The following is a 26855-nucleotide window of genomic DNA, read 5'->3' on the forward strand; positions in this document are numbered from 1 at the left end:
TTTGCCTCCGGCTTCCTTCAGATTCCACCTCACGGTGGACACCCTTGCCTTTAGCTAACAGTTCCTACTGCCAAGTCTGTAGTGGACTTTCACCACCAAGTTATCGCCCATGCCGGGCGCACATGCATAAAATACCCCTTGAGACCTGAGGTTCTCAAGGGGCATTTGTGTCTTTAGTAGTCTTTTCCACTGTAAAAGTCTTCTTTAGCCATATCTTCAAAGATGACGCTAATCGCTTCCTTATTCGCATAGCCTTGCTCAATCATCGATTCAATGATTGCTTTTGCTAAAGTTTCTTTCTGTTCTGGTGTGCGTCCTTCTTTAGATTGAATTCGTACAAAAGGCATTCTAATCCCTCCATTGTTGTTTTAGTTTATTATACTCTTTTGGGATAGGGATGCCAAAAGTTAACTTTAGTTAGTTTAGCTGGAGGAATTCTTTTGGATTGTTCCAGTTAACCGACTCAGCCGGAACAATTTGTTTATATTCCTCCAGTTAAACACCCTGCTACCCTATTTTGCGCAAAAATAGAAGCCGACTAAAGATTAGCCGACTTCTTTTTAAAATATTAGATTGTATGGTTGTTATTATCTTCAGCTTTGTCAATCTCTTCGTCAATGGCTTTATCCGCTTTGTTTAATTGGCGAGCTGCAAAGTCGCGTCCACCTAAACCAAAGGCTAACGCTACTGCTAGACCAGCTGCACCAAGGATAATAATGAATCCAGCATTAACAATTGTTTGAGCGATATGTAATTGTTCTAAGATCATGAATGCTCCTAAAATGATAATCGCGTAACGGATGACTTCACCAAATAACTTGTTACCAGTTGCTTTTGAAATAAAGTTAGCTAAGATGTTTCCACCGATTAATGCAACTGCTAAGATGATAATCGCACTTAATACTAATGGGATGTAAGCAATGATTGCTGCACCAATGGTATTAAGAACTTCTAAGTTTAATACAGAAATTGCTTCAACTAAGAAGAATAACATCAACACACCTTTAACAACTGCTGCTGTAATGTTTGAAATTTTAACGTCAGAAACTTCTGAACGGAAGTTTAAATAACGTGAGTATTTATCAACACCTGTTGTTGCTAGTAAGTTTTCAATTAAGTCACCTAATAATTTCGCTACAACACCACCAATAATTAGTAATACAGCAGCTGTAATGATATTAGGAATAGCACTTAAGATTTGATTTAATACTGCTATAATCGGTTCTGAAATTGATTGAATACCTAATGTTTCAAGTGCTACAGTTAAAATTGGGATAAAGATTAATACATAAACAACTGTCGCAAGTACTTCAGCAATCTGACCTTCATTGACGTCAGCACCTGTTGTACTACCAGTTAGTTTTGCATACCATTTATCAATGTTTAAACCTAATAATAAGTTACGAACAAGCTTTTTAACGAACTTACAGAAGTAAGCACCAACGACTATAATAACAATCGCTGTTAAAATGTTCGGAATATAGCTAAAGAATTTATTAAACATGTTCACGATTGGGTCCATAACGCCACCCACATTTAAACCGTTTAAAATTCCAGGTAAGAAGAATAACAATGTCGCAAAGTAAACGATTGATCCAACCGTTTCAGTATATTGCTGACCTTCCTCTTCTGTCTTAGCCATGCCCCATGATTGTGTACGGCGGTTAAAACCAACCTTTTCTAGTCCTTTAATTGTTAGACGTTTTAGTCCCCAAGCAAGAATTAGAGCTAAAATTAATAGTAATAGTGCTCCGATAATTCCTGGTAACATTGCGCCAAGTGTCGCAAAGAATGATGAAAAATCCATATAATTTCCTCCTAAAATTTTTCTAATTTATATTACTAGTATATCATCTGGCATCATATTGTAAAATGATATACTTCTTGCAATGATAAGTTTTCATTGTGTTACAAACAAAAAAAGCTACTTCGTTATATAAATATAACAAAGTAACTTTAGTTATCCAGGGCAATATATTACATTTAACTTATATATAGATTCGTTTATAGACTAATGTCTTGACCACCTGTCACACCATAGATTTGACCTGTGACATAACTCGCTTCTTCTGAAGCTAAAAAGACATAAACCGGTGCTAATTCAACTGGCTGTCCTGCACGTTCAAGTGTTTCAGTTTGACCAAATGTTTCTAAGTCTCCTTCAAGTTTTCCGTCATCTAACTGAAGCGGCGTTCAAATTGGTCCTGGTGCCACTGAATTCACACGCACTCCTTTTTCTCCAAAATACTTAGACATTCCAACTGTAAAGTTAGAAATAGAACCTTTTGTTGCGGCATAGTCTAATAGAGATGCTGATGGGTTTGATGCTTGAACAGAAGTTGTTGTTATAATTGAGCTTCCAGCTTTCAGGTGGTTCTCGGCAGCCTTAACCGCTTCAAACATACTAATAATATTAACTTTGAATGTATCATTCACTTGTTTCATTGATAAGTCACTCAATTTTTCATGAGCGATTTGTTGAGCAGAGTTCAGTACTAAGATATCAATCTCACCGAATTCTTCGACAGTTTTGTTGATTAATTCTGTTGCTACGCCATCTTCACGTAAGTCGCCTGGAATTAATAGCGCTTTTCGTCCTTCTGCTTCAATTAATTCGCGAACCTCTTCTGCGTCTGGTTCTTCTCCTGGAAAATACTGAAACGCAACGTCTGCACCTTCACGCGCAAAAGCAATTGCCGCTGCCCGACCTATTCCAGAGTCTGCACCAGTAATTAACGCATGACGTCCTTCTAAACGCCCATTACCTTTATATGACTCTTCCCCACAATCAGGAACAGGTTTCATATCCTTTTGTAGCGCTGGTGACTTTGCGACATCTTCATTTTTCTCTGAGAAACCGTCTGTATAATATTTTTTTCTCGGATCTTCATTGTTGTGTGTCATTATATTGTCCTCCCTTTGCTAAGATAATTTAATAATAACATGATGAATTCTTGTCCGTTAAACATCTGCTTACTACTATATAATAAGTGAAACTCATGGTATGAGCTTTACATAAATAAAAGCCATTCACTTCTTATTGAAATGAATGGCTAAATCAAAATTAATTTTCGTTATAAATATCTCTTGTATAAACTTTCTCACGTACTTCTTCAATTTCTTCAGAAATGCGATTCGCTAAAATCACATCAGAAGTTAGATTAAATTCATTAATATCACTAAGGACTCGATACCCTTCAAAAGAGACAGCATTTAAGCTCGGTTCGTAAATAATCACTTCAACCCCTTCAGCACGCATTTCTCTCATAATATCGAAAATCGCAGCCTGACGGAAGTTATCCGAATCTGTCTTCATAGCTAAACGATAAATCCCAACAACTTTAGGCTCTTTTGCTAGAACTTGATTCGCTACAAAGCCTTTACGAGTTGCATTCGAATCAACGATTGCACGTATTAAATTATTTGGTACATCTTTGTAGTTTGCTAATAATTGCTTTGTGTCTTTTGGTAAACAATAACCACCGTAACCAAAAGAGGGATTGTTGTAGTAATCACCAATTCGAGGATCTAAACTTACCCCATCAATAATTGCTTTAGTATTCAATCCTTTAGTTTCCGCATAAGTGTCCAACTCATTAAAATATGACACACGTAACGCTAAATAAGTATTCGAGAATAATTTCACTGCTTCCGCTTCAGTTGCGTCCATCAATAAGACTTTAACATCGTCAGCAATAGCACCTTCTAACATCAAATTCGCAAAAGTTTGCCCACGTTCAGATTTTTCCCCAACGATAATTCTTGATGGGTATAAATTATCTAGAAGAGCTTTCCCTTCACGTAAAAATTCTGGTGAGAAAATAATATTATCCGTCTTGAATTGTTTATTTATACGACGTGTATATCCTACTGGGATGGTTGATTTAATAATAATTGTTGCATTTGGTGCATACTCTAGTGCGTCTTTAATGACACTTTCTAAAGCAACCGTATTGAAATGATCCTTCACATCATCATAATCTGTCGGTGCTGCGACAACGACAAATTCAGGCTCATGACCATAGCCATATTCTTTATCTGAGGTTGCTTCAAGCGTTAAATCTTTACTAGATAAGTATTTTTGAATTTCTTCATCAGAGATGGGTGACTTACCTTGGTTAATTAAGTCAACTTTTTCTTGGACGATTTCTAATGCTCGAACGTTGTTGTGTTGTGCTAGTAAAATCGCATTTGAAAGTCCAACGTAACCTAATCCCACTACTGTTATATTCATGTTTCGTTCTCCTTGTTGATTATATATAGTTAAATTCTGTTTAGATACGTGATTATTATAACAGATAGTGAATGAGTTTGGGAAAATATTCTTTGAGAGGTAAAGGAAAGAAAATAGAAGTAAGACAAAAAACACTAGAAATCAGTAGATTAACAAGACTTCTAGTATTTTATAAAAAACCATTCAATACAACATAGCTCTAAAACCAGCATAAGAATATTTATCTCCTTTAAATTGTTTTGGAATCATTCAATACAACATAGCTCTAAAACACGCTTATTGTCTTGTACATTGTACATTCTGTTTTGGAATCATTCAATACAACATAGCTCTAAAACCACTAGATATCCACCACGGTGATATTTTAGGTTTTGGAATCATTCAATACAACATAGCTCTAAAACTCAGGGGTTGTGGTGGCTGGCATACCGGCAGGTTTTGGAATCATTCAATACAACATAGCTCTAAAACTTGTTACAACACAACGGTACTTGACGAAAAGTTTTGGAATCATTCAATACAACATAGCTCTAAAACTGTCACATATCCCGCTTTGGTCAATTCTTTGTTTTGGAATCATTCAATACAACATAGCTCTAAAACTTATTGGCGATATACTCATCAGCGAAAGCGGTTTTGGAATCATTCAATACAACATAGCTCTAAAACGGAACTAGGAACGGAAATATTATGGATTTAGTTTTGGAATCATTCAATACAACATAGCTCTAAAACTAACGCATAGGCGCTGAAACTGGAAACAGAGTTTTGGAATCATTCAATACAACATAGCTCTAAAACCATTGAGAACATATAACTTAGAAATATATTTGTTTTGGAATCATTCAATACAACATAGCTCTAAAACTGTGAAGTTTGGGCAAGACGCACAAATAATAGTTTTGGAATCATTCAATACAACATAGCTCTAAAACCACAACAACCAATGAACCATAGTGACGATAGTTTTGGAATCATTCAATACAACATAGCTCTAAAACTATACGTTAAGTTTGGTTGTTTTTTGGCTTGTTTTGGAATCATTCAATACAACATAGCTCTAAAACCCGTTACGGTACGTTTTAATTGCTTGTTTGGTTTTGGAATCATTCAATACAACATAGCTCTAAAACGTAATGTAATTGGATATGTAACCACCCCAGGTTTTGGAATCATTCAATACAACATAGCTCTAAAACATATGTCAGGTAAGGTATTAGATGACTTTAGTTTTGGAATCATTCAATACAACATAGCTCTAAAACTCAAAGAGCTAGAACTCGATCTAGTTTACGGTTTTGGAATCATTCAATACAACATAGCTCTAAAACATGGTACATGGTGAGTGACAGGGACGCTCAGTTTTGGAATCATTCAATACAACATAGCTCTAAAACAGACGATGATCGTTTCTATTCGGGGCAATCGTTTTGGAATCATTCAATACAACATAGCTCTAAAACTACTCAACAAAAGGTAGCTGACGAATTAACGTTTTGGAATCATTCAATACAACATAGCTCTAAAACGTTGATACCAATTGTCATTAACTCGTACCAGTTTTGGAATCATTCAATACAACATAGCTCTAAAACACCCCCTTAATGAATAACTTAGGTTCATCTGTTTTGGAATCATTCAATACAACATAGCTCTAAAACTACACACGTGTAGACCTATCACAATTTGTTCGTTTTGGAATCATTCAATACAACATAGCTCTAAAACTACACACGTGTAGACCTATCACAATTTGTTCGTTTTGGAATCATTCAATACAACATAGCTCTAAAACAGTTCGCTTTATCTAACTTTGTTGCTTTTTGTTTTGGAATCATTCAATACAACATAGCTCTAAAACACACAGGAGACAGTTCGTTTGAAGAAACTAGTTTTGGAATCATTCAATACAACATAGCTCTAAAACCGGGTTTGTTTGTGTGCTTGCGTTTATATCGTTTTGGAATCATTCAATACAACATAGCTCTAAAACTACAGGTGGACTAGCGTTCATGCACTCGGGGGTTTTGGAATCATTCAATACAACATAGCTCTAAAACACACACAAGGCTAAATATGGGTTACAGCAAAGTTTTGGAATCATTCAATACAACATAGCTCTAAAACTATCTAAAAATGACGGATAATGGAAAGAATGTTTTGGAATCATTCAATACAACATAGCTCTAAAACGTGTTTCTAAAGCTGATAATCTTGCTTCCAGTTTTGGAATCATTCAATACAACATAGCTCTAAAACTCATGTCAAAATTGCAGCCGGTACAATGTAGTTTTGGAATCATTCAATACAACATAGCTCTAAAACTGTTTCCTTGTTGTATTGCTTCTGGAAGTTGTTTTGGAATCATTCAATACAACATAGCTCTAAAACTCATATGAATATTTTTTTCGCCAACAACTTTGTTTTGGAATCATTCAATACAACATAGCTCTAAAACCTCGTAGAAAAAATTCTAACAAAATTTCGTAATCGCGCTACTTGTTCATAGCAAAACTTCAGTCTTGAATGATCGTTATTTTTCATTTTATAAGTTTTCAAAGAACTGTTACTATTACCTATATTATACCATTTTCCTCCATAAGAAAGTAGTCATTATCAAGTATATACTGATTTATATTAGGTACTTTTCTAGGTTCTAAAAATAATACTTTTGCATTGTATAAAGAAATGTATTCTCTCAATTCTAATAGTTCTTCAGGCTTTAAGTAAGAACAAGCATTAATAAAGACTAGTAACTTTTTTCTTGTTAAGTACTTAAATACTTTAATGATCTCGATTACTTTTTCAAAGATAGTATCATTATCAACTTCAATCCGAACTCCTAATGCTTTAAATAATTGTTGCACTGTGATATCAGCACTTTCCAAATCTAACTCATGATCTATAAGTTCATATTCAATTAAATCACTAATTGTCGAAGTTAATTTATCAATCATAGTTCTAACCTCTGGTTTCTCGTTCAATTGATCTTCCAGATCAGCATAAACTAGTTTTAAGAGCGAAGTTGAATTAATGTTATAGCCTAAAATATCAGTCACAATCAATAATTCAGAATCCTTAATTGTCTTGAATTTTTTGTCAAAAACTTTCAATTCACTTTCTTCATTATATCGATAAAACAACTCTACTAAATTTGTAAATACAGATACGTCTTCTATAATAAGTGTAGTCATTTTACGAATCCTTATCGGTTCATCCAATAACTTAAAATTAAGCATCATCTTCTTCATCACCACCTAAAAAAATCAGTCTTGAATCTGTGTTCCCGGCACTATCATTCAATTCTCCGCTTAAGTATTCCATTCTTGAAAATTGTTTTTCAGTGACACTTAGTAGTGTTATTAACCCTTTTTTGGGCGTTTTTGCTCTTAAACGTTCAATCATAGCATTTTTAGCTGTACTGTTTAATAAAATCTTACTATACACAGAATATTGATGCATTATGAAACCTTCACTGATAATAAATTTTCGAAATTTCCTATACGCTCTGCGGTCAGCTACAGTATCGGTGGGCATGTCAAACATCAAAAGCATTCTCATATATCTATAACTCATATCCTAAATTCAGGAACCTTTTCACTTTCTCCGTTCATTACTTTAATTAATTTACGGGTATAATCAGAAACAATATTGGTCAGGAACATATTTTTATTATTGTAACCATAGCTCGTTGTGAAGATATCTAATAAATCACGCTTAATGCCATAAAATGGTTTATTCTTACTTCTGTAAACAATTTGATCCACTAATATACGAAATGGCTCCATAAAATCACTTGCAAGATTAAAATCATTAAACTGATTCGAACGTTTTAACCCAAACTGAGTCATACAGCCTGACCTCACAATTTCCCTAGCAAACATACTCATTAGCAATGTATAACCATAGTCAAGACCAGCATTGATATCATTATCTAATTGTCTTGAAAAATCATTCCCAAATAAAGTATTAAAGTAAATGCGTGCCGAATGCCCCTCTCGATTGGACGGATCAAAAGGCTTTAATGTGCTGTGAAGCTGTATCAAGCTATTGGATTTCTCTGTAAAAGTCATATAATCCAAAAATTGTGCTTGATTTAATATTTTCTGAGATATTATATGAGTCCAAATAGTTGATTTAGACTCTTCATTCCAATCTAATTGTTTATTCAGTTGTAAGCTACTGTCATGTCGACCGTAATAAGCATGAACCATACTTGACGGTAACCGTTTGTCATCACAAAAGATGACTAATATATTCTCATCAACAAGTCTTTTCATTAACATAGTGGTAATTGTAATATCCGTCGTTTCAAGTAATAAGACATCTATTTCAGACAAATGAATATTTTCATTTGCTCGAGAGCTCTTAAAAACCAAATGATTATTCTTATAAGATAGTTTTGAATGTGTATTGACTATCACTGTGCGCCAGCCCATTACTCCACCTCAAATCTTACTCTTGTCTCGTGCAATCCAGTAATCGACTGATGAACAATAGTCGCGTCCCATAATTCTGAAAGTGATGTGTAGCGTTTTCTCGGTATCTTTTTACCAAGAAAATTAAAGTCTGATGGAGCACCTGGCTCATTGAAGGTCAACAATTCAATAAAGGAACTTGCAAGTTCTGCAGTATCATTTTTAGTATTTTCTTCATAAATTTTGCATATATTCTCTAAGTTTTTATCTGCTAAAGTATTTTTCTTTGCAAACATTTCAACTTCTTTAAGCACTTCCGCAAACTTTTCTACATTCTCATTAACAAATTTGAAACTTTTTGGAAAATTAATCTCATCATAGCGCTCTGCATGATACAATAACTCGACTAAATGATTAGAGAGTACCATCTGATTGGCTTTTTGTGCTTCGGAAGCACTTGCAATCATCCGGCGCCGTCCATTTTCAAACTCATATAAAGTGTATTTTGGTAGTTTCATTAATACGTTCGGGTTAATATAACCTTTTTCTTCTAGAAAACTAATTGAATCTCGCTCAAATCGTTTTTGTTCCATAATCGAAATACCAACTAATGCTTTTGTAACCTTTGCTTTCTTTCCTTTTTCATGAGTGATAGCGACCGAGTAAGCTATGACTGGACTATTAAATCCACCGTATTTGACCGGGTCCCAATTATTTTTTCTAGCTATAAGTTTATCTGAATCCCCTCTGGGTTGGATAGATTCTTTTGAGAATCCTCCTGATTGAACTTCAGTTTTCTTAACAATATTTATTTGTTTCGAACTCAGTGTATTTTTTATTGTCCGAATATCGCGTTGAACATCCCAAACAACTTCTCCCTCTTCAGAAACTCTAATATCTTCACTCGCAAAAAACTTCATGATATTCGTCATCTTTTGCTTTCTAGCTGTTGCTCTATTCTCTTTAAATGAATCATAATGAGGATAATCACCATAGACAAACTCTGGTGCAAGCTGTGGATACACTTTTAGTAATTTATTAGCAACAACTGTATTTAAGTATGCATCATGTGCGTGATGATAATCATTTATAGATCTTACTTTATGAATTCCAAATTCTTTTCGTAATTGACTAGTTAAACTAGATTTCAATGTAATAATTTTTACATCTCTAATAGTTTTACCTTGGTCATCTTGCTCTGTGTTAAAGTGACTATCCAAAATATTAGCTACATGTTTTGTAATTTGACGCGTTTCTACTAACTGACGGTTTAAGAACCTTGCCTTTTCATTTTCTGACAAACCTCCACGTTCCGCTTTAGTCAAGTTTTGAAATTTACGTTCACTCATTAGGCCAGCTTTATGTAATGATTCCCAAAAAGTCTTCATTTTTTTCACTACGTCTTCACTTGGAACATCATCCGCTTTATGACCTCGGTTACCCGCTGAACTTACTAGCACCTTATTGTTAATAGAATTATCTGTTGTAATGCTTTGCGGAATAATGTGATCAATATCATAATTTGAGAGATTATGAAGATCTAAATCTCTGTTTGTATACATATCTTTCCCATTTTGTAAGTAGTAAAGATATAGTCTTTCTTTTTGAATCTCCTGGTTATTCGTAGGCTCTTCACTTAATATTTTACTACCTAATTCTTTGATTGCTTTCTCTAACCTAGTGTATCTTGGTATTGATTGATTACGTCCTTGTGAAGTTGTTTGGTTTTCCCTAGCCATTTCAACCACAATACTATCAGGTTGATAGCCCATTATTTCAACTATCTCATTTACAATCTTAAGACTTTGCAGTATGCCTTTTTTAATTGCAGGACTCCCCGGTAACTCACTAACAACATCCGCTAATTGTTCATTTTGATCAACGGCTTGAGCTTCACTTATTTTAGGCTTAAATGATAGCAGTTCATCATTTATCAACTGCATAAAATTACGGTTAATATTTCTTTTCGGTCCATCATCTTCAATTAAATAATCTAAAATTGTTTTATTCGTTTCTATATCTCTGATCCCGTTAATAAGTTTTGCAGAAAGTCTCCCCCACCCTGTGTAGTGTTTACGTGATAATTGATTGATTTGTTTATCCGAAAGTACGTCATTATATTTATTTAATTGTGTTTTACGCATTTTTCGGTCTTCAAATACTGTCAGTATCTTAACAATATCTTCAAACATGTGATCATTATCTGGGGTATCAAGTAATTTACTCATCCCTTCAATTTTTCTCAAATCTCTATAGGTAGAATATGACGTATTAAAACTATCTTCAATACCTTTTAATTGAGCTGATTCAATGTGGTAACTGTTACGTAGGAACTCAATCAACTTTTTACTTGTCACTCTATTATTTGCTTTAAATAAGCTATTAAAAATATCTAGCTTTTCATGACCAGAAAAATTATGCGTCGTTCCTCGATCGTCTGTATATGTCACTTTCGTCAGTTCATTAAAAATCATATACTTTTGATACAGCAAACTACGTTTCGGCAATACCTTTTCAGTAGGTAAATATGTGTCGTAGTTTGTCATTCGTTCAATAAAATTTATTGCAGAGGTATCACGATCAATAACCTCATCAAAATTCCAAGGTGTAATTTTTTCATTATTTTTTCTCGTTAACCAAGCAAATTCACTATTACCTCTAGCTAATGGTCCTACATAATATGGAATTTTGAATTTGAATAGTTCCACTATTTTTTCTTCTAGCTCTGATAAAAATGGATAAAAATGGCTTTGTTTTTGAATAATAGCTCTTAACTCATGTAAATGAATTTGATGTGGTATAACTCCATTATAAAACGAACGTTGCTTTCGTAAAAATAATTCTCTGTCAATTTTATCGATAAAGTATGCTGACCCATCAACCTTATTCAGCTTACTCTTCATATATTTATAGAAATCACCTTGAGTTGTACTTCCGTCAATATATCCTGCATAACCATTTTTATTAGAATCATTAAATAAATCGTAATATAAACTAGGGGCTTTCTCCCTAATAAATTTTTTTAGCGTAGCCAAATCATTCTCATGTTCTTCATAGAATTCGATCATTTTGTTCGATAGCTTTGCTCGAGTGGGAATATGGCTATCACTTATGATTCCAGCTAATTCTATAGAATCATAAACATTTTTTGCTGCCAAGAAGACATCCAAATAACTCTCGTCTACCACACCTATTAATTGTTCTAAGTCTTCTTCGAATGTCTCTTTTGAAAATTGTAATTTTGCGTCTTCTTCTAAATTAAACGGCTTTTTAAAATTACCTAAATTCCCCACAATTAATTTTAAATATTGAGCAAATAGACCGTTTGATTTTTCTCCGCTAAATAATTGTAGAACACGTTCAAATTTTCTAGTTCGAGATACATTATCATGTAGAAACTCTTCAACAATTTCTTCGTCAGCTTCTAAGTATTCAATCCCTTTACTAAAAGTTTCATTGTATATATCAAGGAATTCTGAAAATGCACGCGATATAGATGTATTTTCGGAATTCAATTCACCTTCTATTAAAAAATGTCCCCTGAATTTGATTATATGAGCAAGTGCTAAATATATTAAACGTAAATCTTCTTTTTCTTTAGAATCAGCTAACGACTTTCGTAAATGATAAATTGTTGGATAATCCTTATGATACTTTACCTCTTCTTCTACACTCCCAAAAATTGGATACTTACTATAAGTTTTATCATCCTCTACATAAAAGCTATCATTTAACCTATGAAAGAAATTTGGATCAACTTGGTCCATCTCCAATTGAAACATATCTTGAAGATACTTTATCCGTTGTCGTCTTCTAGTATATCTTCTTCTTGTTGTTCTTTTTAATCGTCTTGCTTCAGCTGTCTCACCAGCATCAAAAAGTCGCACTCCCCAAAAGTTCTTTTTAATATGCTTTTTTTTCGTATTACCATTAATTTTCATTCTTTTTCTTATTAATTTTAAATCATCTGACATAACTGCCCATCCAACTGAATTTGTACCAATATCTAAACCAATACTATAATTCTTCATCCTTACCTCCTTAGGTATATAAGACACTTAATGAATAATGCATTCAACACAGGGTTGCAAAACTAATATTATTTGTTATAATGATGTTGTTGGTATCATTCAATACAACATAGCAAGTTAAAATAAGGCTTAGTCCGTAATCAACTTCTAGGAGTAGCGCTGTCTCGGCGCTTTTTTTGTGCTTATTTATAAATTTAGTTTTATCTTTCACTAAAATTCTATACAATCAAGCGTTCAAGACAGGTTAATTCTAATATATTATTTTCTTAATATATTGCCTACATATCATTTTACAACATAAGCTATAAATTTTCATTATGATTATTGTTTTTTATGAAACATTATATAAAAGTAAAGAAAAATAAATATCATACCCCCTATAATTACTTTCAATTTTTGTTTATTTTTTTCCCTTATTAGCTGTCTCTCTTTTATCCATTTATTTATTGTAGAAACACTTCTATCAAATTCATTTGCAATATCATTTATATTTTCTCCTTTTTCAATTCTTTTTATGATAAATAACTTTGTTTTATTATTATATTTATTTCTTTTCATCAGAATCCCCCTCGTAAACTCATATTATTGATACCGAATTTCTTTTCCTAATATTCATAATTCAAATTAAAAAAAGGTATCTTTAAAATACCTTTTAATCATCCAAAGAAACATAACTATAAAACAATTTCTTTTCACTAATTTTCATAGTATTACTGCAATGCGGACTTATTTTCCACTCGCTCTAGCAAAGCTTCAACAGATTATTACACTATGATTTTTCAAACCTAATCTTTGCCAAGTTAGCATATACTAACAGATAATAAATAGGAACGAAATAAACTTACAAAACAGCTCCAAGTTGGTTTTCTGTACTTTGGATCATTTTTTTGATGTCTTCATCTTCTGACTTTCTTAACCAATTAAACACGTATTCTTCTTAATTTTCCCGTAGAGCTGTGCTAATATTTATATGAATGTAATTGTTACTTTAGAAAGGAGTTCGATTGAGTGCAACATTTATTACTAGGGGTTGAAGGTGTTCTTACCTTTATCTCACCGTGTTTACTGCCGATGCTTCCAATCTATATCGCCTACTTAACCGGCCAGACAGACAAAGATTCTGACAAGCAAAAAACGTCTCTTCTACTTCAAGCTATCTTTTTTGTCCTAGGTTTCACGATTGTCTTTATACTAATGGGCATATTCGTCACAACAATCGGGCGGTTTGTACTAATTAATCGCACACTGATTCATTTTATTGCGGGGTCGTTTATGATACTCCTTGGAATTGATTATCTGTTTGGGAACCCAGTTATGAATCGATTGAATATTATGCCTGGCAGTTCCTTAAAACAATCGAACTCTTTTGTGTTTGGTATGATTTTCTCACTTACTTGGACACCTTGTGTCGGGACTTTTCTAGCTAGTGCCCTCTCGTATGCCGCAACCTCTAGCTCTTACCTTGAGTCAGTGACCTTATTATTGAGTTTTTCTTTTGGCTTAGGCATTCCTTTTATCTTGAGTGCTTTATTACTTAACGAAATGAACCACGTACTCACGTGGATCAAACAACATTACCGAATCATTCAAACTGTGTCCGCTTTATTTTTAATTGTTATGGGGATTTCGACGATGTTCGGTTGGTTAGAAATGGCTTTAATTTATCTTAGTTAGGAGTAATTATGAAAAAAATCTATCTATATTTAATCGGGTTTATTGCCCTGTTTGCCGTCGCTTTTATTATCTATCAAAGCAACCTCGACAGTCCTGCTGTCTCAGAGGATTTGACCGAAGAACACTTAGTTGTCGAATCTGTCGAATCAGTTGAATCAAGTAGCGAAAGTGAGGAAGCACCTACCAACTCTACGTCAGTTTCTGAAGTTTCTGAGGAGTCTGTTGAATCAGAGAGCGAAAGCCAGCTAGTCTGGCAAGGTCCATCAACAACTTACGCTGATAGTGATGGGGATATTATTCGACTTTCACAAAATCTTGGCAAACCAACTATTGTAAACATCTGGGCTTCATGGTGCCCTCCTTGTCGTGACGAGATGCCTCACTTTGAAACGTCGTATCAAGAACATGGTTCAGATATTAATTTTGTAATGTTAAATGCTTTAGAAAGCCGCCCAACAGAAACGAAACAAGCAGCTTTAGAGTTCGCTGATGAGATGAACTTGTCAATGCCGATTTACTTCGACAATAACGCAAGCAATCAAATCGAATTCGCTGCGAACATGTTACCTCTCACGGCTTTGTTAGATGCTGATGGCGAAGTGATTGAAGTCGTGCGAGGCCAAGTCTCGCCTGCTAAATTAAAGCAACTTATCGCAAAAGTATCATAATAAAAAAACATCTAGTCTCTGATGTTTAGACTAGATGGTTTTTTGTTGAGTTGGGGCAACTTGCGACAAATGGATACACGGTTTGGCGTGAGTAAAGCCCGACTCTCTTTTAATTCTACACTTTCTCCAAGTACTTCTTAAACAACGCATCATAACTTTGACCAAATCGAGGTTCGACAATACGGTACTCCCTCGGTAGTTCAATATCTTTAACGACTGCGATACTGCCCAGCGTTTCTGCATTTTTCATAACTGGAATGTATAATTTATAACCTAAGATATCCGAAATCAACTGTGGGAATCCGTCAAGTTCTGTCACACCGCCCACTAAGCCGATTGCTTTAAAGTCAGTAAGTTCTTCTAAGACGCTAACGTTGTGTTTTATATTGAATATCATTCCAAGGATAATTGAGTAGAGGACCGATTCCCTTGAACTCACCCGAGTGATATCAAATAAGTTCCCCGTTGCTGCTTCATTCCATATGGGCGCCCGCTCTCCGTTTAGATATGGCACAAATATACTTTCCGTATGTGGACGTTTTGCTGCAACTAGATTCAATTCTTCGAAACTACTATTGAAAACTTTATTCGTACAAGACAATACATCGGCCCCGTTATTACTTGGTAATCCAATTAAATATTGACCTTCCTTAATATTATAAGCGAAGTTTTGGTATTGATAGTTTAATTGCGGTTGCTTATTAATGACACGAACAGCATGACTCGTTCCAATTGAAAGGACAGCAACATCATCGAGGTCACTGAAGACATAGTTTGAAGAAATTCCGTCCGTTGTCCCAATCGTCACCGAAACCTCTGCATTAAACAGCGCATCCATCGCTTTCGCATTGTAATCCACCGCTTCAATTCGCGGTAGCTCACTTGTTTCTAAACCAATGTCGGCTAAGGATACCGCATCCCAAGTTAGCGATTCTAAGTTCAATAAACCACTACTTGAAGCATTACTAATATCAATCACCCATTCACCTGTTAATCGGTAGAATAGTAAATCTTTTAGAGATCCAATGCGCTTACCTTTTTCATATACACTCATTAATTTAAAGTAAGGATTCATACTATGGATAGGAGTTCCAGTTCGGTTGTACTGATTTGTTAATGCTTCCTCACTTTGTTGCTCGATAATTTCAGTTCCGCGAGTGTCTGCCCATGTCAAGACTGCCCCTGATAAGGTACCGTCTTCATTGATTAACTGAACACTATGCATGGCTGTTGTGAGGATGATTTCTAATTGCTCTACTTCATTTACGATAATTAAATGTTTGATGCCATCCAACACATTTTCCCAGATTTCTTCAAAATCCATTTCAAAAACCGTGTCGTCTTGATTAATATTTAAATGTGGGTATTTCACCATATCGACAACATGGTAATCTGAATTAAATAAATTAATTTTGATATTCGTTGTACCGATGTCGACACTTGCTATATATTCGCTCAATATTCCTTATGCCCCCCAAAGTTATAGCGCATGGCTGATAGGACTTGGTTTGAGAATGGTAGCTCCGTTAATGACACATTTCGTTTCATTAGTGATAAAGAAATAACCGGTGTGGGCACTTCTTCTTGTAATGCTTCGCCAACCATCCATTTTGCTTCGCCTGAGGCATGCACTTTCTGATTAAATTGTGTGAGATGTGTATCTTTCGCTAACTCTTCATGAATATTATCCATTAATGCAGACTCAATAATCGATCCATAGCTCCAATTATGTGTGACTTGACTTAAGTCAAAATCAAACTGTCTTTGTGTATTTAAAAGCTCTGATCCTTCTGCGATTACTAGCATCATATCATATTCAATCCCCTTATGGACTATTTTGAATAATATCCTCTTCCAAGTTCTGGGTAAAAATCAATCTCGATGTCGGCTTTTTTGAAGACTCCTTTTAAATCATTCATTGTGGCATTAGTAGGCTCTCTAGCTGGTAATAGTAGAAAGACAATATTCTACTTTTCTACTACTAAAAGTTCCTGAATACAAGCGATATAAGTCAGTTTGTCATCCAAATATATCTCAGACATATTAGGATTGATGTCGAAACCATTAATTTCCTTTCCTTGTTTAACTCATTGATTTTTTGAAAGAAAGCATTCAACACAAAGCGTACACGGTCGGTAGTAACGCTGAGAAAAACTGAATCTTCAAAGGTCATTTTCTGAGTTTCATTTCTATACTTGCGCCAAAGTCTTTTAACAAATTATTCAATGATTAAATGTATTTTCTAATTGTCTTGTTAAATACGTCAGCTTTTTGAGCAATTTCTTTACTTGGGGCAAACTGTTTCTCATGTTCAAATAAAAATTGCACAATTTGTAACTCTACATTATTTAGTTGTATGAGATTTATATATTATTCGACTCTCTCTAATTTCTATATTTAAACTTTTTTAATTTTTCACCTATCATTCTAACAATCTTTACAAACAAATTATTATAAAGTCATATTATTTTTGCGTTAAGTAAAGTGTATGCCTTACAAAGGGTTCTGTAAAGTTTTTCATAAACTGTCATTTTCCACTAAGAAGGGGAACTTATTTCTAAGACTTGTCATTACCTCTTTCAACCGGATTTAATTGCATAATAAAATAATCCTAAGATAAACCCAAGTCAAAATAAAAACCCCACTAAAGTATTTCACTCTAGTGAGGTTTCTGATTATATACTCTTCAATTTTTCTTGTTTTTTAAGGCGTCTGGCTTTGATTTCATTTTCAATTAATTTAACGACCATGAATCCAAGTACAATAGCACCTGCAGTCCATAACACGTCCATCACATAGTTCATACCGGCCATGTAATTCTCTTCCACGACCGAGCGAACAGCCATATAAGCAGCTCCTCCGGGAACAAGTGGCACAATAGCTGGTGTGTTTAAAGTGATGACTGGTAGTCGTAATTTTCTAGACAAGACGATACAGATCAAACCAATCACAACGGATCCAACAAAATTCGAAATCGCTAAATCGCCAATAGCACGGTTAATCGCCCAGAAGCTCACCCAGCCTAAGGTTCCAGCAATCCCCCCAAAGAAAACCCCTCTTCGAGGACCATTTAATATAATTCCAAAAGATACACTGGCTATAAAACTAAAGATAATTTGTTCAATAAATTCAGTCATTCGCTAACTCCTTAAGAAAACCATTGTAAAGTCATCGCAATACCAATACCGATGACCGTAGAGATCAAAATTGCTTCAACTACACGAACCATACCCGTCAGTAAATGCCCTTCGAATAAGTCTCTCATTCCGGAAGTGATAGCTAGACCGGGAACGAGTGGCATAATACAACCGATAATTAAACTGTCCAAATTAGCGACAAACCCCATTCGGTAACATAGCACTGAGGTAATCGAAATTAAGAAAGATGCTATTAAATCATTGATGAAGTTCATCTCTGTTCGAACATAAATACGGTTAGATGTGAAGTAACCCAGTGATCCGATAATAAAAGCCGTTAAAACGTCACTATATGCACCGCCTAATAAAAGCATTAAAGATAAACTTGCTAAACCTGCTGCAAGCATTCGGTAATATTTATTAAATTCGGGTGTTTGTAAATCCACTGATTGCAGTGCTTTATACAAATAAATTAAAGAAATCTCACTTTCAGCATACATACGTGAATAACGATTCGTCGCATCAATTTTCTCTAAATTTATTGAACGATTGCGAGCTTGAGTCATTTGAGACGTCGACTCATCATTAATACTCATAAAGATCCCAGTCGCAGTCACGTAACTTTCCGTGTCGAATTTCTTACTATTTTTTGCAATTCTTTGCATCGTATCTTCTACACGATAGGCTTCTGAACCCGATTCCATCATAATTCGTCCTGCAAGTAAGGTTGTTTTTAGCAGTAAATTTTTATTATCCATCAAGATCACCTCTTAGTACAAAGGATAACATAAAATCCAATACTTGCATTAGAACTCGCTTTAATTTTTAAGAGATGTCACTTCCACTGATTCCTGATGCGTATTCTCTTGGGTATCTTTTTCCACCAATAGTCGCAAACCATTAAGAATGACTAATATTGTTGAGCCTTCGTGAAAGACGACTCCCATCGGCAAGTCAAGAATTCCAATGATATTTAATATGACAAGTATCACAATCACAGAAATTGAGAAGAGGATGTTTTGTTTAATGATGCGATTCAATTTCCCGCTAAGTTCATAACTATAGAAAAGTTTGGCTAAGTTATTCTTAACAATGACAACGTCAGCCGATTCCATAGCAACAGAAGAACCAGAACCCATCGCAATACCAATATCCGCTCCGGCAAGCGCTGGCGCATCATTAATACCATCGCCAATCACCCCAACGACGTGGCCCGCTTGATGTTCCATCTGCACGCGTTTGATCTTATCTTCGGGTAAGCAGGATGCTTGGAATGATTTAATGCCGACTTCGTCTGAAACCAGTTTCGCCACTTTGGGATTATCACCGGTAATAAGTTGTACGTCGACTCCTTCTTTTTGAAATTGTCTAACAGCGTATTTTGCTTCACTGCGCACTTGGTCTGCTAGTACTAAGTAGCCGACAATCTCTTGCCCTTGACCAACGAAGATCGTTGTATAGCCTTGTTCAATTTGCTTACGGTAACCATTGGGATCATTAAATGTGTCAAAGTAAGACGGTTTCCCTACGAAAATATCGCCTTTTTGCATACCGACGGCAACAATCTCTTCAACCATTTCATTTTGGTCCACGCTATCGAGGGATAAATCGCTGTATGATGTACTAATGGCTTCCGCTATCGGATGGCTAGACGTCTGTTCCATAAAGACGACTTCTTTCAGAATCCGTTCGGGCACTTGATAGTCCACCACTTTGAATTCTCCAAACGTTAACGTCCCCGTTTTATCAGAAAGTAAAATATCCATGGTGTTCAAGGCTTCCATCGCTGCCCCACCTTTGAATAGAATCCTATTCTTAGCCCCATTACTAATCGCCGATAAAGTTGCTGGTGTGGCTGAGGCTACTAATGCACACGGACTGGCAACTGTGAGTAGCACCATCCCGCGATAAAAGGCATCCTGAAATGACATTGATCCAATCAGCATTAATAATATGATAAATACCGGTACTGCAAGCAAGACACCAATGACATATTTTGATTCGAGTCGGTCAATAATCCGCGATATTTGCGACGGACGACTTTGAGCTTCTTCAACCATTCGTACAATATTTGAAAAGACGGTTTCTTTGCTTGTTTTACTGACTGTGAGGTAGATAGAATTCCCTTCATTAATTGTCCCCGCAAAGACTTCTTCACCTTTGTCTTTCTCGACTGGTAAGGATTCCCCTGTTAAAGCCGCTTCATTGACAGTTGTTGTTCGGTCAAGGTAGCCATCGATGGGTAGTTGAGCCCCTTTCGCTACCACAACAACTTCTCCAACGCTTAACTGAGACGTTGGCACCTCAACGACATCGCCGTTTTCCTTTAATAATTGGGCTGTATCAGGCACCTGCCCCATGAGTTCCTCAATCGCTCTAGTCGATTTATTCATTGCGAAATCTTCTAAGAATTCTGCACCCGCGAAGATGAATAGGAGCATCGCTCCTTCAGATTCATAACCAATCAACAAAGCACCAATAGCAGCGAGTACCATTAATAAATCGACATTCGGTGATTTATCTTTTAAAGTTTCAATGACCGCATCCTTGGTCGCAAAGAAACCTAAGAAAAAGATTGCTGCATAAAAGAACAGGCGACTTAAAACTGGATTCGTAAATGAAATAAAACCTAACACTAGTAAAATAGTACCGATTAACAGAAATTGACCTTCACGTTGTTTTAAAATGTAAGACATCATTTTTAACACATCCATTTCTTATAACAAAATTTTATACCTTATATCTATTATACACTAAAACACCCTAAGAATGTCGTCTTTTAGGGTGTTTGGACCATTAATTTATTGTTCGCTATATAGTAATAATTCATCTACATCGACTATTTTAATTTTCTTGGGCGTTAATTGTTCGATTAACCCTGCTTGTTCAAGTTCCTTGAATTTTCGACTGATTGTTTCTGGTGTTGTTCCTAAGTATGAAGCGATATCTTTTCGCGTCATTTCTAACTCAATGATTTGTTCTGAAGCTGGGCCTACCACATTTTCAGCTAGAAACATTATCAATCGGTTTCCGACCTGGTCTTCGGCCACTTTAACCGTTTGTCTTTCTGAACTTTCAAGCCGTTGTGACATTTCTGCGAGTAGTTTCATTGTTATGGTTGGATAGTCAGTTAAGAACGCTTGGATATCTGCTTGACCAATCGTACAGACTACAGTGTCTTGAGTTGCTTGCGCATAGGCTTCGTGGACGCCGCCAGGGTTAAAAATCGTCCACTCTCCCATGAAATCTCCGGGGTGTAGAATGCGAATTAGTTGTTCTTTTCCTGATTCAGATAATAGAAAGATTCGGACTTTCCCTCGATTCACTATATATAAGGTATCGTCTTTTTCTTGCGCTCGGAATAAATAATCACTTCGTTTAAACACTTTTGTCGTCGCTCGCTCTGCTATCTTATCCATCGCATCGTCTTCTAAATGATTAAAAATCGGCACGAGGCGAATGCAAGCTGCATGGTTTCCGGGTTCATGGTGGTAATGGTGGTGTTGACTCATAATTTGCTTCCTCCTATATATACTCTTTTCTTTATAGATAGTATACCACTTAATTCTTTTTGAAATCTTGATGTCGGTCAATTCTTTATTTTGCAAGCCCCTCTATACTAGTATTTGTAAGGCAAACAAATATTACTTGGAGGTAAAAAACTATGCAAAGATTTATTTTGAGTCAAAAAAAGCTCATTACTTTACTCAGTGGAATTTTAATTGCGATTGGTTTCTTTAGTCACTTTGTCTTGAATAATGCCATATTATTCAATGTTACTTTCATTATTGCTTCAATTCTCGGTGTTCTACCGATTGCTATTCAGGCCTATCAAGCCCTGAAGGTAAAAGTCGTCAGTATTGATGTGCTTGTTACGATTGCGGTTATTGGCGCCTTCTTAATTCAAAACTATGAAGAATCAGCCATTGTTACTTTCCTATTCCTATTCGGATCGTATTTAGAACAAAGAACTTTAAATCAAACGCGTTCAGCAATTAAAGAGTTAACCAATATGGCACCAGAGAGCGCCTTACTTTTAACAGATAGCGGCGAGTTTGAGATGGTTGATGTGGATGAAGTTGATGAAGGCGACACTTTGCTCGTAAAGACTGGAGCTAAAGTGCCTGTTGATGGAACAGTTCTAAGTGGTGAAGGCCACATTAATGAAGCAAGTATTACTGGTGAAGCTGTTCCCGTGACAAAGCAACTCAATTCGAAAGTCTTTGCCGGAACGATGTTAGAAAATGGGACACTTCAAATCCGTGCAGATAAAGTTGGAGAAGATACAACTTTCGGTAAAATTATTGAAATGGTTGAAGAAGCACAAGACTCTAAGTCAGAAGCTGAACGCTTTATCGACCGCTTCTCAAAATACTACACACCGATTGTATTACTCCTGGCAGTTATCGTTTGGTTTTTCACACGAAATATTGAGTTAGCCATCACAATTCTAGTTCTTGGTTGTCCAGGTGCCTTAGTCATTGGAGTACCTGTGTCAAATGTTGCTGGAATTGGGAACGGCGCGCGTAACGGTATCTTATTAAAAGGGAGCGAAGTCATTCACGACTTCAGCCGCGTTGATACTATTGTTTTTGACAAAACTGGAACACTCACAGTAGGAAATCCTGAAGTCGCTGAACGATTGAGTTACGGGGATGACGACGATTTAACTCTACGTTACTTAGCAAGTGTGGAAAATGAATCAGATCACCCGTTAGCTAAAGCCATTTTAAATGATATTGGCTCAGTATCATTCTTACCTGTTGACCAGACTGATGTTGTTAAAGGTGGCGGGATTGTCGCTCACATTAACCAAAAACGTGTCGCTGTCGGAAACCCTGCATTAATGGAGAAAGAACAAATTTCTTTAACTGGCAAGATGCAAGCGGATATTGAGCGTCTTGAAAGAAATGGGAACTCAATAGTTATTACAGCTGTTGATGGTGTTGTGAAATACGTCATGGGAATCCGTGACCAAATCCGTCCAGGCGTAAAACAAGATCTACAAAAACTCAAAGACTTCGGCGTGAAAAACTTAGTCATGCTATCGGGTGACAACCAAGGTACTGTTGATTTAGTGGCGAAACAACTTGGTTTAACTCAAGCGCACGGTCATATGTTACCTGAAGATAAATCAGCTCATATCAAGAAATTACAAGAACAAGGTCAAATCGTCGCTTTCGTCGGAGATGGTGTAAACGATAGCCCGTCACTTGCCTTAGCAGATATTGGAATTGCAATGGGTAGCGGAACCGACGTGGCGATCGAAACTTCAGATGTTGTTCTAATGAACTCAGACTTCAACCGCCTGCCACACGCTTTAGGTTTAACACGCGCTACTGCTCGGAATATGACACAAAATATTATCATTGCAATTGGTGTCGTTGCCATCTTAGTTGCGAGTCTATTCTTTAGTAACTGGATGAATATGTCGATTGGAATGTTAGTCCATGAAGCAAGTATTTTAGTTGTTATTTTCAATGGAATGCGCTTATTAAGATACCGTCTTAAAGATTCATCAAATAAAATGGAATCAAAACAAAATACTGCTCAAACAGCAAAATGAGAAAAAGAAAGAGGATAAAAAATGACAAAATTTAATGATTATATCAACACAAACGCAGAGAAATTAGACTTATACACTACAGCCATCACACGTGCACACGGAAAGAATCACCCTGAAGCCTTTGATGTTCGCGATATCTATGTTCGTATTCAAGACAAAACTCAAGCCGCTGAAGAGGAACAACCGGATCTAAATACAGAATTCACAACCCTTAGAGAAATTTCTGATAACTACACAATTCCTGATGATGTTTGCGAAACCTATGCTGCAGTTTACACCATGTTAAAAGAAGCCGATTCACTTTATTTAAGTTAAAACTTGACCGCCGTCAATGACACCTCATTCAAAATAGCTTAAACTATATATAGAATAAAAAAGAAAAAGGAGAATGTATTATGTCACAAGGAATTATTACTCTAGAAACTCTTTCATGTCCATCATGTCTACAAAAAATTGAAGCAGCTGTTAAAGCACTTAACGGTGTTGACGAAGATAGTCTGAAAGTCCTATTCAATTCAAGTAAAGTTAAAGTGAAATTCGATGACCAAGCACTACAAATCTCAGATATTGAAAAAGCCATTGAAGACATGGGCTACCCAGTTATTAAATCAGTTGTCAAAGCAGCTTAAGACATAAAAAAAGCATCCGGAAAGTTAGATTCCGGATGCTTTTTTGTTTGTAGAGGGTTTGGGTGGTGACTTGTGCCAAATGGCTAGTTCATTTGCCTTGAGTTCACACAACTCAGGACAAACCGCACATCCATTTGACTTGAGTTCGAGCAACTAAAGACAAACCGCACATCCATTTGGCTTGAGTTCACACAACTCAGGACAAACCGCACATCCATTTGGCTTGAGTTCACACAACTAAAGACAAACCGCACATCCATTTGGCTTGAGTTCACACAACTCAGGACAAACCGCACATCCATTTGGCTTGAGTTGACCCAACTGAGGACAAACCGTAATCCATTTGGCTTGAGTTGACACAACTAAAGACAAACCGCTACTCCATTTGGCTTGAGTTCACACAACTCAGGACGAACCACAAGTCGATTTGGCTTGAGTTCACACAACTAAAGACAAACCGCACATCCATTTGGCTTAAGTTCACACAACTCGGGACAAACCGCTACTCCATTTGGCTTGAGTTCACACAACTAAAGACAAACCGCTACTCCATTTGGCTTGAGTTCACACAACTCAGGACAAACCGCAAGTCCATTTGACTTGAGTTCACACAACTCAGGACAAACCGCTACTCCATTTGGCTTGAGTTCCGCTCTAAATAACAAAAAAGCTTGGAAACTGAGTTCCCTCAGCTTCCAAGCTCCATTTTTATTAATAACTATAACTAATTATTTTTATTCTACACTAGATTCTTCTGACTCTACAGACTCTTCAACTGACTCTTCTGCTTCATCGGCCGACTCTTCAGCTGCCTCTTCAGATTCCTCTTGCTCAGGACTTTCGATGATAGATCCAGCTAGAGCGTCAATAACCACTTCTTCACTCATCATCGCTTCTGGTTCTTCAACTTCTACTGTCCAGATAGGACCTTCTTCTTGATCTTCTTCAGGTTGTAAGAAATCCCAGAAATCTGACGCATCTGCTTTTAGATTCCAATTGATTGCTTCTCCGTTTTCAACTTCACCTAAAGCTAATTCAGTTGCTGCATCGATTGTAATGACGCTTTCCATATCTAATGTTGGGCGTTCTTCTTCAGTCGGTGCTTCTTCTGAAGTTGCTGACTCATCTTCTGCAGCGTCTTCAACAATAGAATCGTCTGACAGTTCAGCTTCACTTTCGTTTTCAACGATATCCGCTTCATCAGAAACATCGCCGTCCATCACATCTTCGTCAGCTACTTCTGATGTTGCTTCTTCAGCCGCATCGTCGCCATCTAAGAAATCGAATAGGCCTTCATTGAAGCCACTTTCTGCAACTTCACCGTCTTGCCATACAACTTCTAATTCAATGTCTTCTTCAGCATTAAACGCATTTACAGTAATATTGTAAAGTTGCTCGTCACGATTGTATTCTACATCAACTTCTTCAACTTCTGCATTTGGGTATTCAGCTTCTAACATTGAGATAGCTTCTTCAAGCCCCACTTGCACATCACTTGCTTCAACATCTGCGGCTTCTTCAGTAGATTCTTCCGCCACTGATTCCTCTGCTGCCGATTCTTCAACAACTTCTGACGTTTCCTCTTCGCTACTTACTTCCTCAGCATAAGCTAAAGGCGCCACACTGACTAATAACGAAGCACTTAAACTCACTAACAACATTTGACGTAATGATTTTTTCATAATGAATCCTCCTTAGGAATTAACTTTTTGAAACATTCGTCTGACTTAATGCCATTATATACAAACGCTTTCTAAATGTAAAATAATTGAACTTAGAACACAAATTTTTTTATAACATTATGCGTAAAACCAGATATATCAGCTTTTCTGAAAAAAAGAAATAAATTAAAATTTCTATATATATAAAGATAACAGCGCTTTTGTCGCTAGAAAATACTTTAACGTTTAAACTTAATATAACCAAGAAAGGAAGTGATAATATGGCTCAAACATTTAAATTTAAAGATGGCAAGTTTACTGAATCTAGTAGCGACGAAGCAAGTGTACTCTTCTTTCACTCCCTTTCAAGTGAAGACAAACAAGAGTATGTCGAGCGCTTTAATTTACCCAGTGATGTTTTCGCTCTTGATGAGATTCCTTCCGTTGCCCCTCGCTTCGAAGAAATTCCCCATCAAGATTCTGATGATTCTTTAGTTGTTGTATTTTCGAACGTCTCAAATGGAAACAATGATATTCCTGTCGAAGACCGTTTTGAAACGCTGACCTTTATTTTACAGAATGAGTAATTATTTTGCTTCTTACAAGAAGATTCAGTTTTCTATCAAAACTTAATCCATCATTATAAAGACAAGTTCGACTCAATTGAATCTGTTCTAGTTTATGCGGGAATTCTAATGTATTCAAATTTAGATAAAGCCCATATAATTGTGTAAAAGTAAAAAACCATAATAATCTCTTTGGTACAATGTAGTTGACAGACAAACATTGAAAGGAAGATTATTATGGCTCAATTAAATATTACCTTAAATTTAGAAG

General features: G+C 35.9%; 21 protein-coding genes, 1 pseudogene and 1 CRISPR repeat array. Of the genes and pseudogenes, 6 read left to right on the plus strand and 16 right to left on the minus strand.

Translation table 11 applies throughout. The annotated features are described in order from the left end of the window. Positions 1-173: 173 nt before the first annotated feature. From ACEN31_RS07390 to ACEN31_RS07430, 9 genes and pseudogenes are all read right to left on the minus strand, one after another. The gene (locus ACEN31_RS07390) at positions 174-347 is read right to left on the minus strand and encodes a tautomerase family protein (RefSeq protein WP_338487665.1); all 174 of its coding nucleotides are present in this window, start codon (positions 345-347) and stop codon (positions 174-176) included. Positions 348-568: 221 nt separating this feature from the next. Next, positions 569-1807: a mechanosensitive ion channel gene (locus ACEN31_RS07395; protein WP_407109052.1), complete on the minus strand. Its 1239-nt coding sequence runs from the start codon at positions 1805-1807 to the stop codon at positions 569-571. A 197-nt stretch (positions 1808-2004) separates the two neighbouring features. Then, positions 2005-2904 (minus strand): annotated as a pseudogene (locus ACEN31_RS07400) (SDR family oxidoreductase). A gap of 160 nt (positions 2905-3064) precedes the next feature. After that, a complete protein-coding gene (locus tag ACEN31_RS07405; RefSeq protein ID WP_407109053.1) occupies positions 3065-4234 on the minus strand; it encodes a nucleotide sugar dehydrogenase in 1170 nt (389 codons plus the stop codon). 170 nt (positions 4235-4404) lie between these two features. After that, positions 4405-6692: direct repeats of the CRISPR family, unit length 36 nt; unit sequence GTTTTGGAATCATTCAATACAACATAGCTCTAAAAC. A gap of 118 nt (positions 6693-6810) precedes the next feature. Further along, positions 6811-7476 (minus strand): type II-A CRISPR-associated protein Csn2, encoded by a 666-nt coding sequence (gene csn2, locus ACEN31_RS07410; protein ID WP_407109054.1) that lies wholly within the window; start codon positions 7474-7476, stop codon positions 6811-6813. Continuing rightward, complete coding sequence (gene cas2, locus ACEN31_RS07415; protein ID WP_407109055.1) at positions 7466-7810, minus strand: CRISPR-associated endonuclease Cas2; 345 nt, start codon at positions 7808-7810, stop codon at positions 7466-7468. Before cas2 ends, csn2 begins: the two co-directional genes overlap by 11 nt. Beyond that, positions 7807-8673: a type II CRISPR-associated endonuclease Cas1 gene (gene cas1 / locus ACEN31_RS07420; protein ID WP_407109056.1), complete on the minus strand. Its 867-nt coding sequence runs from the start codon at positions 8671-8673 to the stop codon at positions 7807-7809. Before cas1 ends, cas2 begins: the two co-directional genes overlap by 4 nt. After that, complete coding sequence (cas9, locus tag ACEN31_RS07425) at positions 8673-12683, minus strand: type II CRISPR RNA-guided endonuclease Cas9 (RefSeq protein ID WP_407109065.1); 4011 nt, start codon at positions 12681-12683, stop codon at positions 8673-8675. The genes cas1 and cas9 overlap by 1 nt, the downstream gene beginning before the upstream one ends. 321 nt (positions 12684-13004) lie before the next feature. Then, positions 13005-13241, minus strand: coding sequence for a helix-turn-helix domain-containing protein (locus ACEN31_RS07430; RefSeq protein ID WP_407109057.1), 237 nt, complete (start codon positions 13239-13241; stop codon positions 13005-13007). A 450-nt stretch (positions 13242-13691) separates the two neighbouring features. Between ACEN31_RS07430 and ACEN31_RS07435 the strand changes: the two genes are divergently transcribed. Both ACEN31_RS07435 and ACEN31_RS07440 read left to right on the plus strand, forming a co-directional pair. Continuing rightward, on the plus strand, positions 13692-14357 hold the full coding sequence (locus ACEN31_RS07435; RefSeq protein WP_138405125.1) for a cytochrome c biogenesis CcdA family protein: 666 nt from the start codon (positions 13692-13694) through the stop codon (positions 14355-14357). 8 nt (positions 14358-14365) lie between these two features. Next, on the plus strand, positions 14366-15025 hold the full coding sequence (locus ACEN31_RS07440) for a TlpA family protein disulfide reductase (protein ID WP_407109058.1): 660 nt from the start codon (positions 14366-14368) through the stop codon (positions 15023-15025). Between the two features lie 115 nt (positions 15026-15140). Here ACEN31_RS07440 and ACEN31_RS07445 read toward each other — a convergent pair whose 3' ends face one another. The 6 genes from ACEN31_RS07445 to ACEN31_RS07470 all read right to left on the minus strand — a co-directional run bounded on the left by ACEN31_RS07445 (position 15141) and on the right by ACEN31_RS07470 (position 21674). Further along, positions 15141-16484, minus strand: a complete 1344-nt coding sequence (locus tag ACEN31_RS07445) for an FGGY family carbohydrate kinase (protein ID WP_407109059.1) — start codon at positions 16482-16484, stop codon at positions 15141-15143. Further along, on the minus strand, positions 16481-16873 hold the full coding sequence (locus ACEN31_RS07450) for a hypothetical protein (protein ID WP_407109066.1): 393 nt from the start codon (positions 16871-16873) through the stop codon (positions 16481-16483). Before ACEN31_RS07450 ends, ACEN31_RS07445 begins: the two co-directional genes overlap by 4 nt. A gap of 827 nt (positions 16874-17700) precedes the next feature. Continuing rightward, positions 17701-18162, minus strand: a complete 462-nt coding sequence (locus ACEN31_RS07455) for a threonine/serine exporter family protein (protein ID WP_407094109.1) — start codon at positions 18160-18162, stop codon at positions 17701-17703. 11 nt (positions 18163-18173) lie between these two features. Next, the gene (locus ACEN31_RS07460; protein WP_407109060.1) at positions 18174-18920 is read right to left on the minus strand and encodes a threonine/serine exporter family protein; all 747 of its coding nucleotides are present in this window, start codon (positions 18918-18920) and stop codon (positions 18174-18176) included. Positions 18921-18980: 60 nt separating this feature from the next. After that, entirely contained in the window at positions 18981-20861 is a 1881-nt protein-coding gene (locus tag ACEN31_RS07465) for a heavy metal translocating P-type ATPase (protein WP_407109061.1), read from the minus strand. A 102-nt stretch (positions 20862-20963) separates the two neighbouring features. Then, positions 20964-21674, minus strand: coding sequence for a Crp/Fnr family transcriptional regulator (locus tag ACEN31_RS07470; protein ID WP_407094107.1), 711 nt, complete (start codon positions 21672-21674; stop codon positions 20964-20966). A 152-nt stretch (positions 21675-21826) separates the two neighbouring features. Here ACEN31_RS07470 and ACEN31_RS07475 point away from each other — a divergent pair, with 152 nt between their 5' ends. From ACEN31_RS07475 to ACEN31_RS07485, 3 genes are all read left to right on the plus strand, one after another. After that, positions 21827-23728 (plus strand): heavy metal translocating P-type ATPase, encoded by a 1902-nt coding sequence (locus ACEN31_RS07475; RefSeq protein ID WP_407109062.1) that lies wholly within the window; start codon positions 21827-21829, stop codon positions 23726-23728. A 21-nt stretch (positions 23729-23749) separates the two neighbouring features. After that, positions 23750-24043, plus strand: coding sequence for an iron-sulfur cluster repair di-iron protein, ric (locus ACEN31_RS07480; RefSeq protein WP_338487632.1), 294 nt, complete (start codon positions 23750-23752; stop codon positions 24041-24043). Between the two features lie 80 nt (positions 24044-24123). Continuing rightward, positions 24124-24357 (plus strand): heavy-metal-associated domain-containing protein, encoded by a 234-nt coding sequence (locus ACEN31_RS07485; RefSeq protein WP_138405136.1) that lies wholly within the window; start codon positions 24124-24126, stop codon positions 24355-24357. Positions 24358-25091: 734 nt separating this feature from the next. On the opposite strand, the gene ACEN31_RS07490 is transcribed toward ACEN31_RS07485, so the two are convergent. Then, entirely contained in the window at positions 25092-26039 is a 948-nt protein-coding gene (locus ACEN31_RS07490) for a hypothetical protein (protein ID WP_407109063.1), read from the minus strand. A 260-nt stretch (positions 26040-26299) separates the two neighbouring features. Between ACEN31_RS07490 and ACEN31_RS07495 the strand changes: the two genes are divergently transcribed. Continuing rightward, complete coding sequence (locus ACEN31_RS07495; protein WP_407109064.1) at positions 26300-26605, plus strand: hypothetical protein; 306 nt, start codon at positions 26300-26302, stop codon at positions 26603-26605. The last annotated feature ends 250 nt before the right edge of the window (positions 26606-26855 follow it).

The organism is Ruoffia sp. FAM 26255 (assembly GCF_045528525.1).
Lineage (GTDB): Bacteria > Bacillota > Bacilli > Lactobacillales > Aerococcaceae > Ruoffia > Ruoffia tabacinasalis.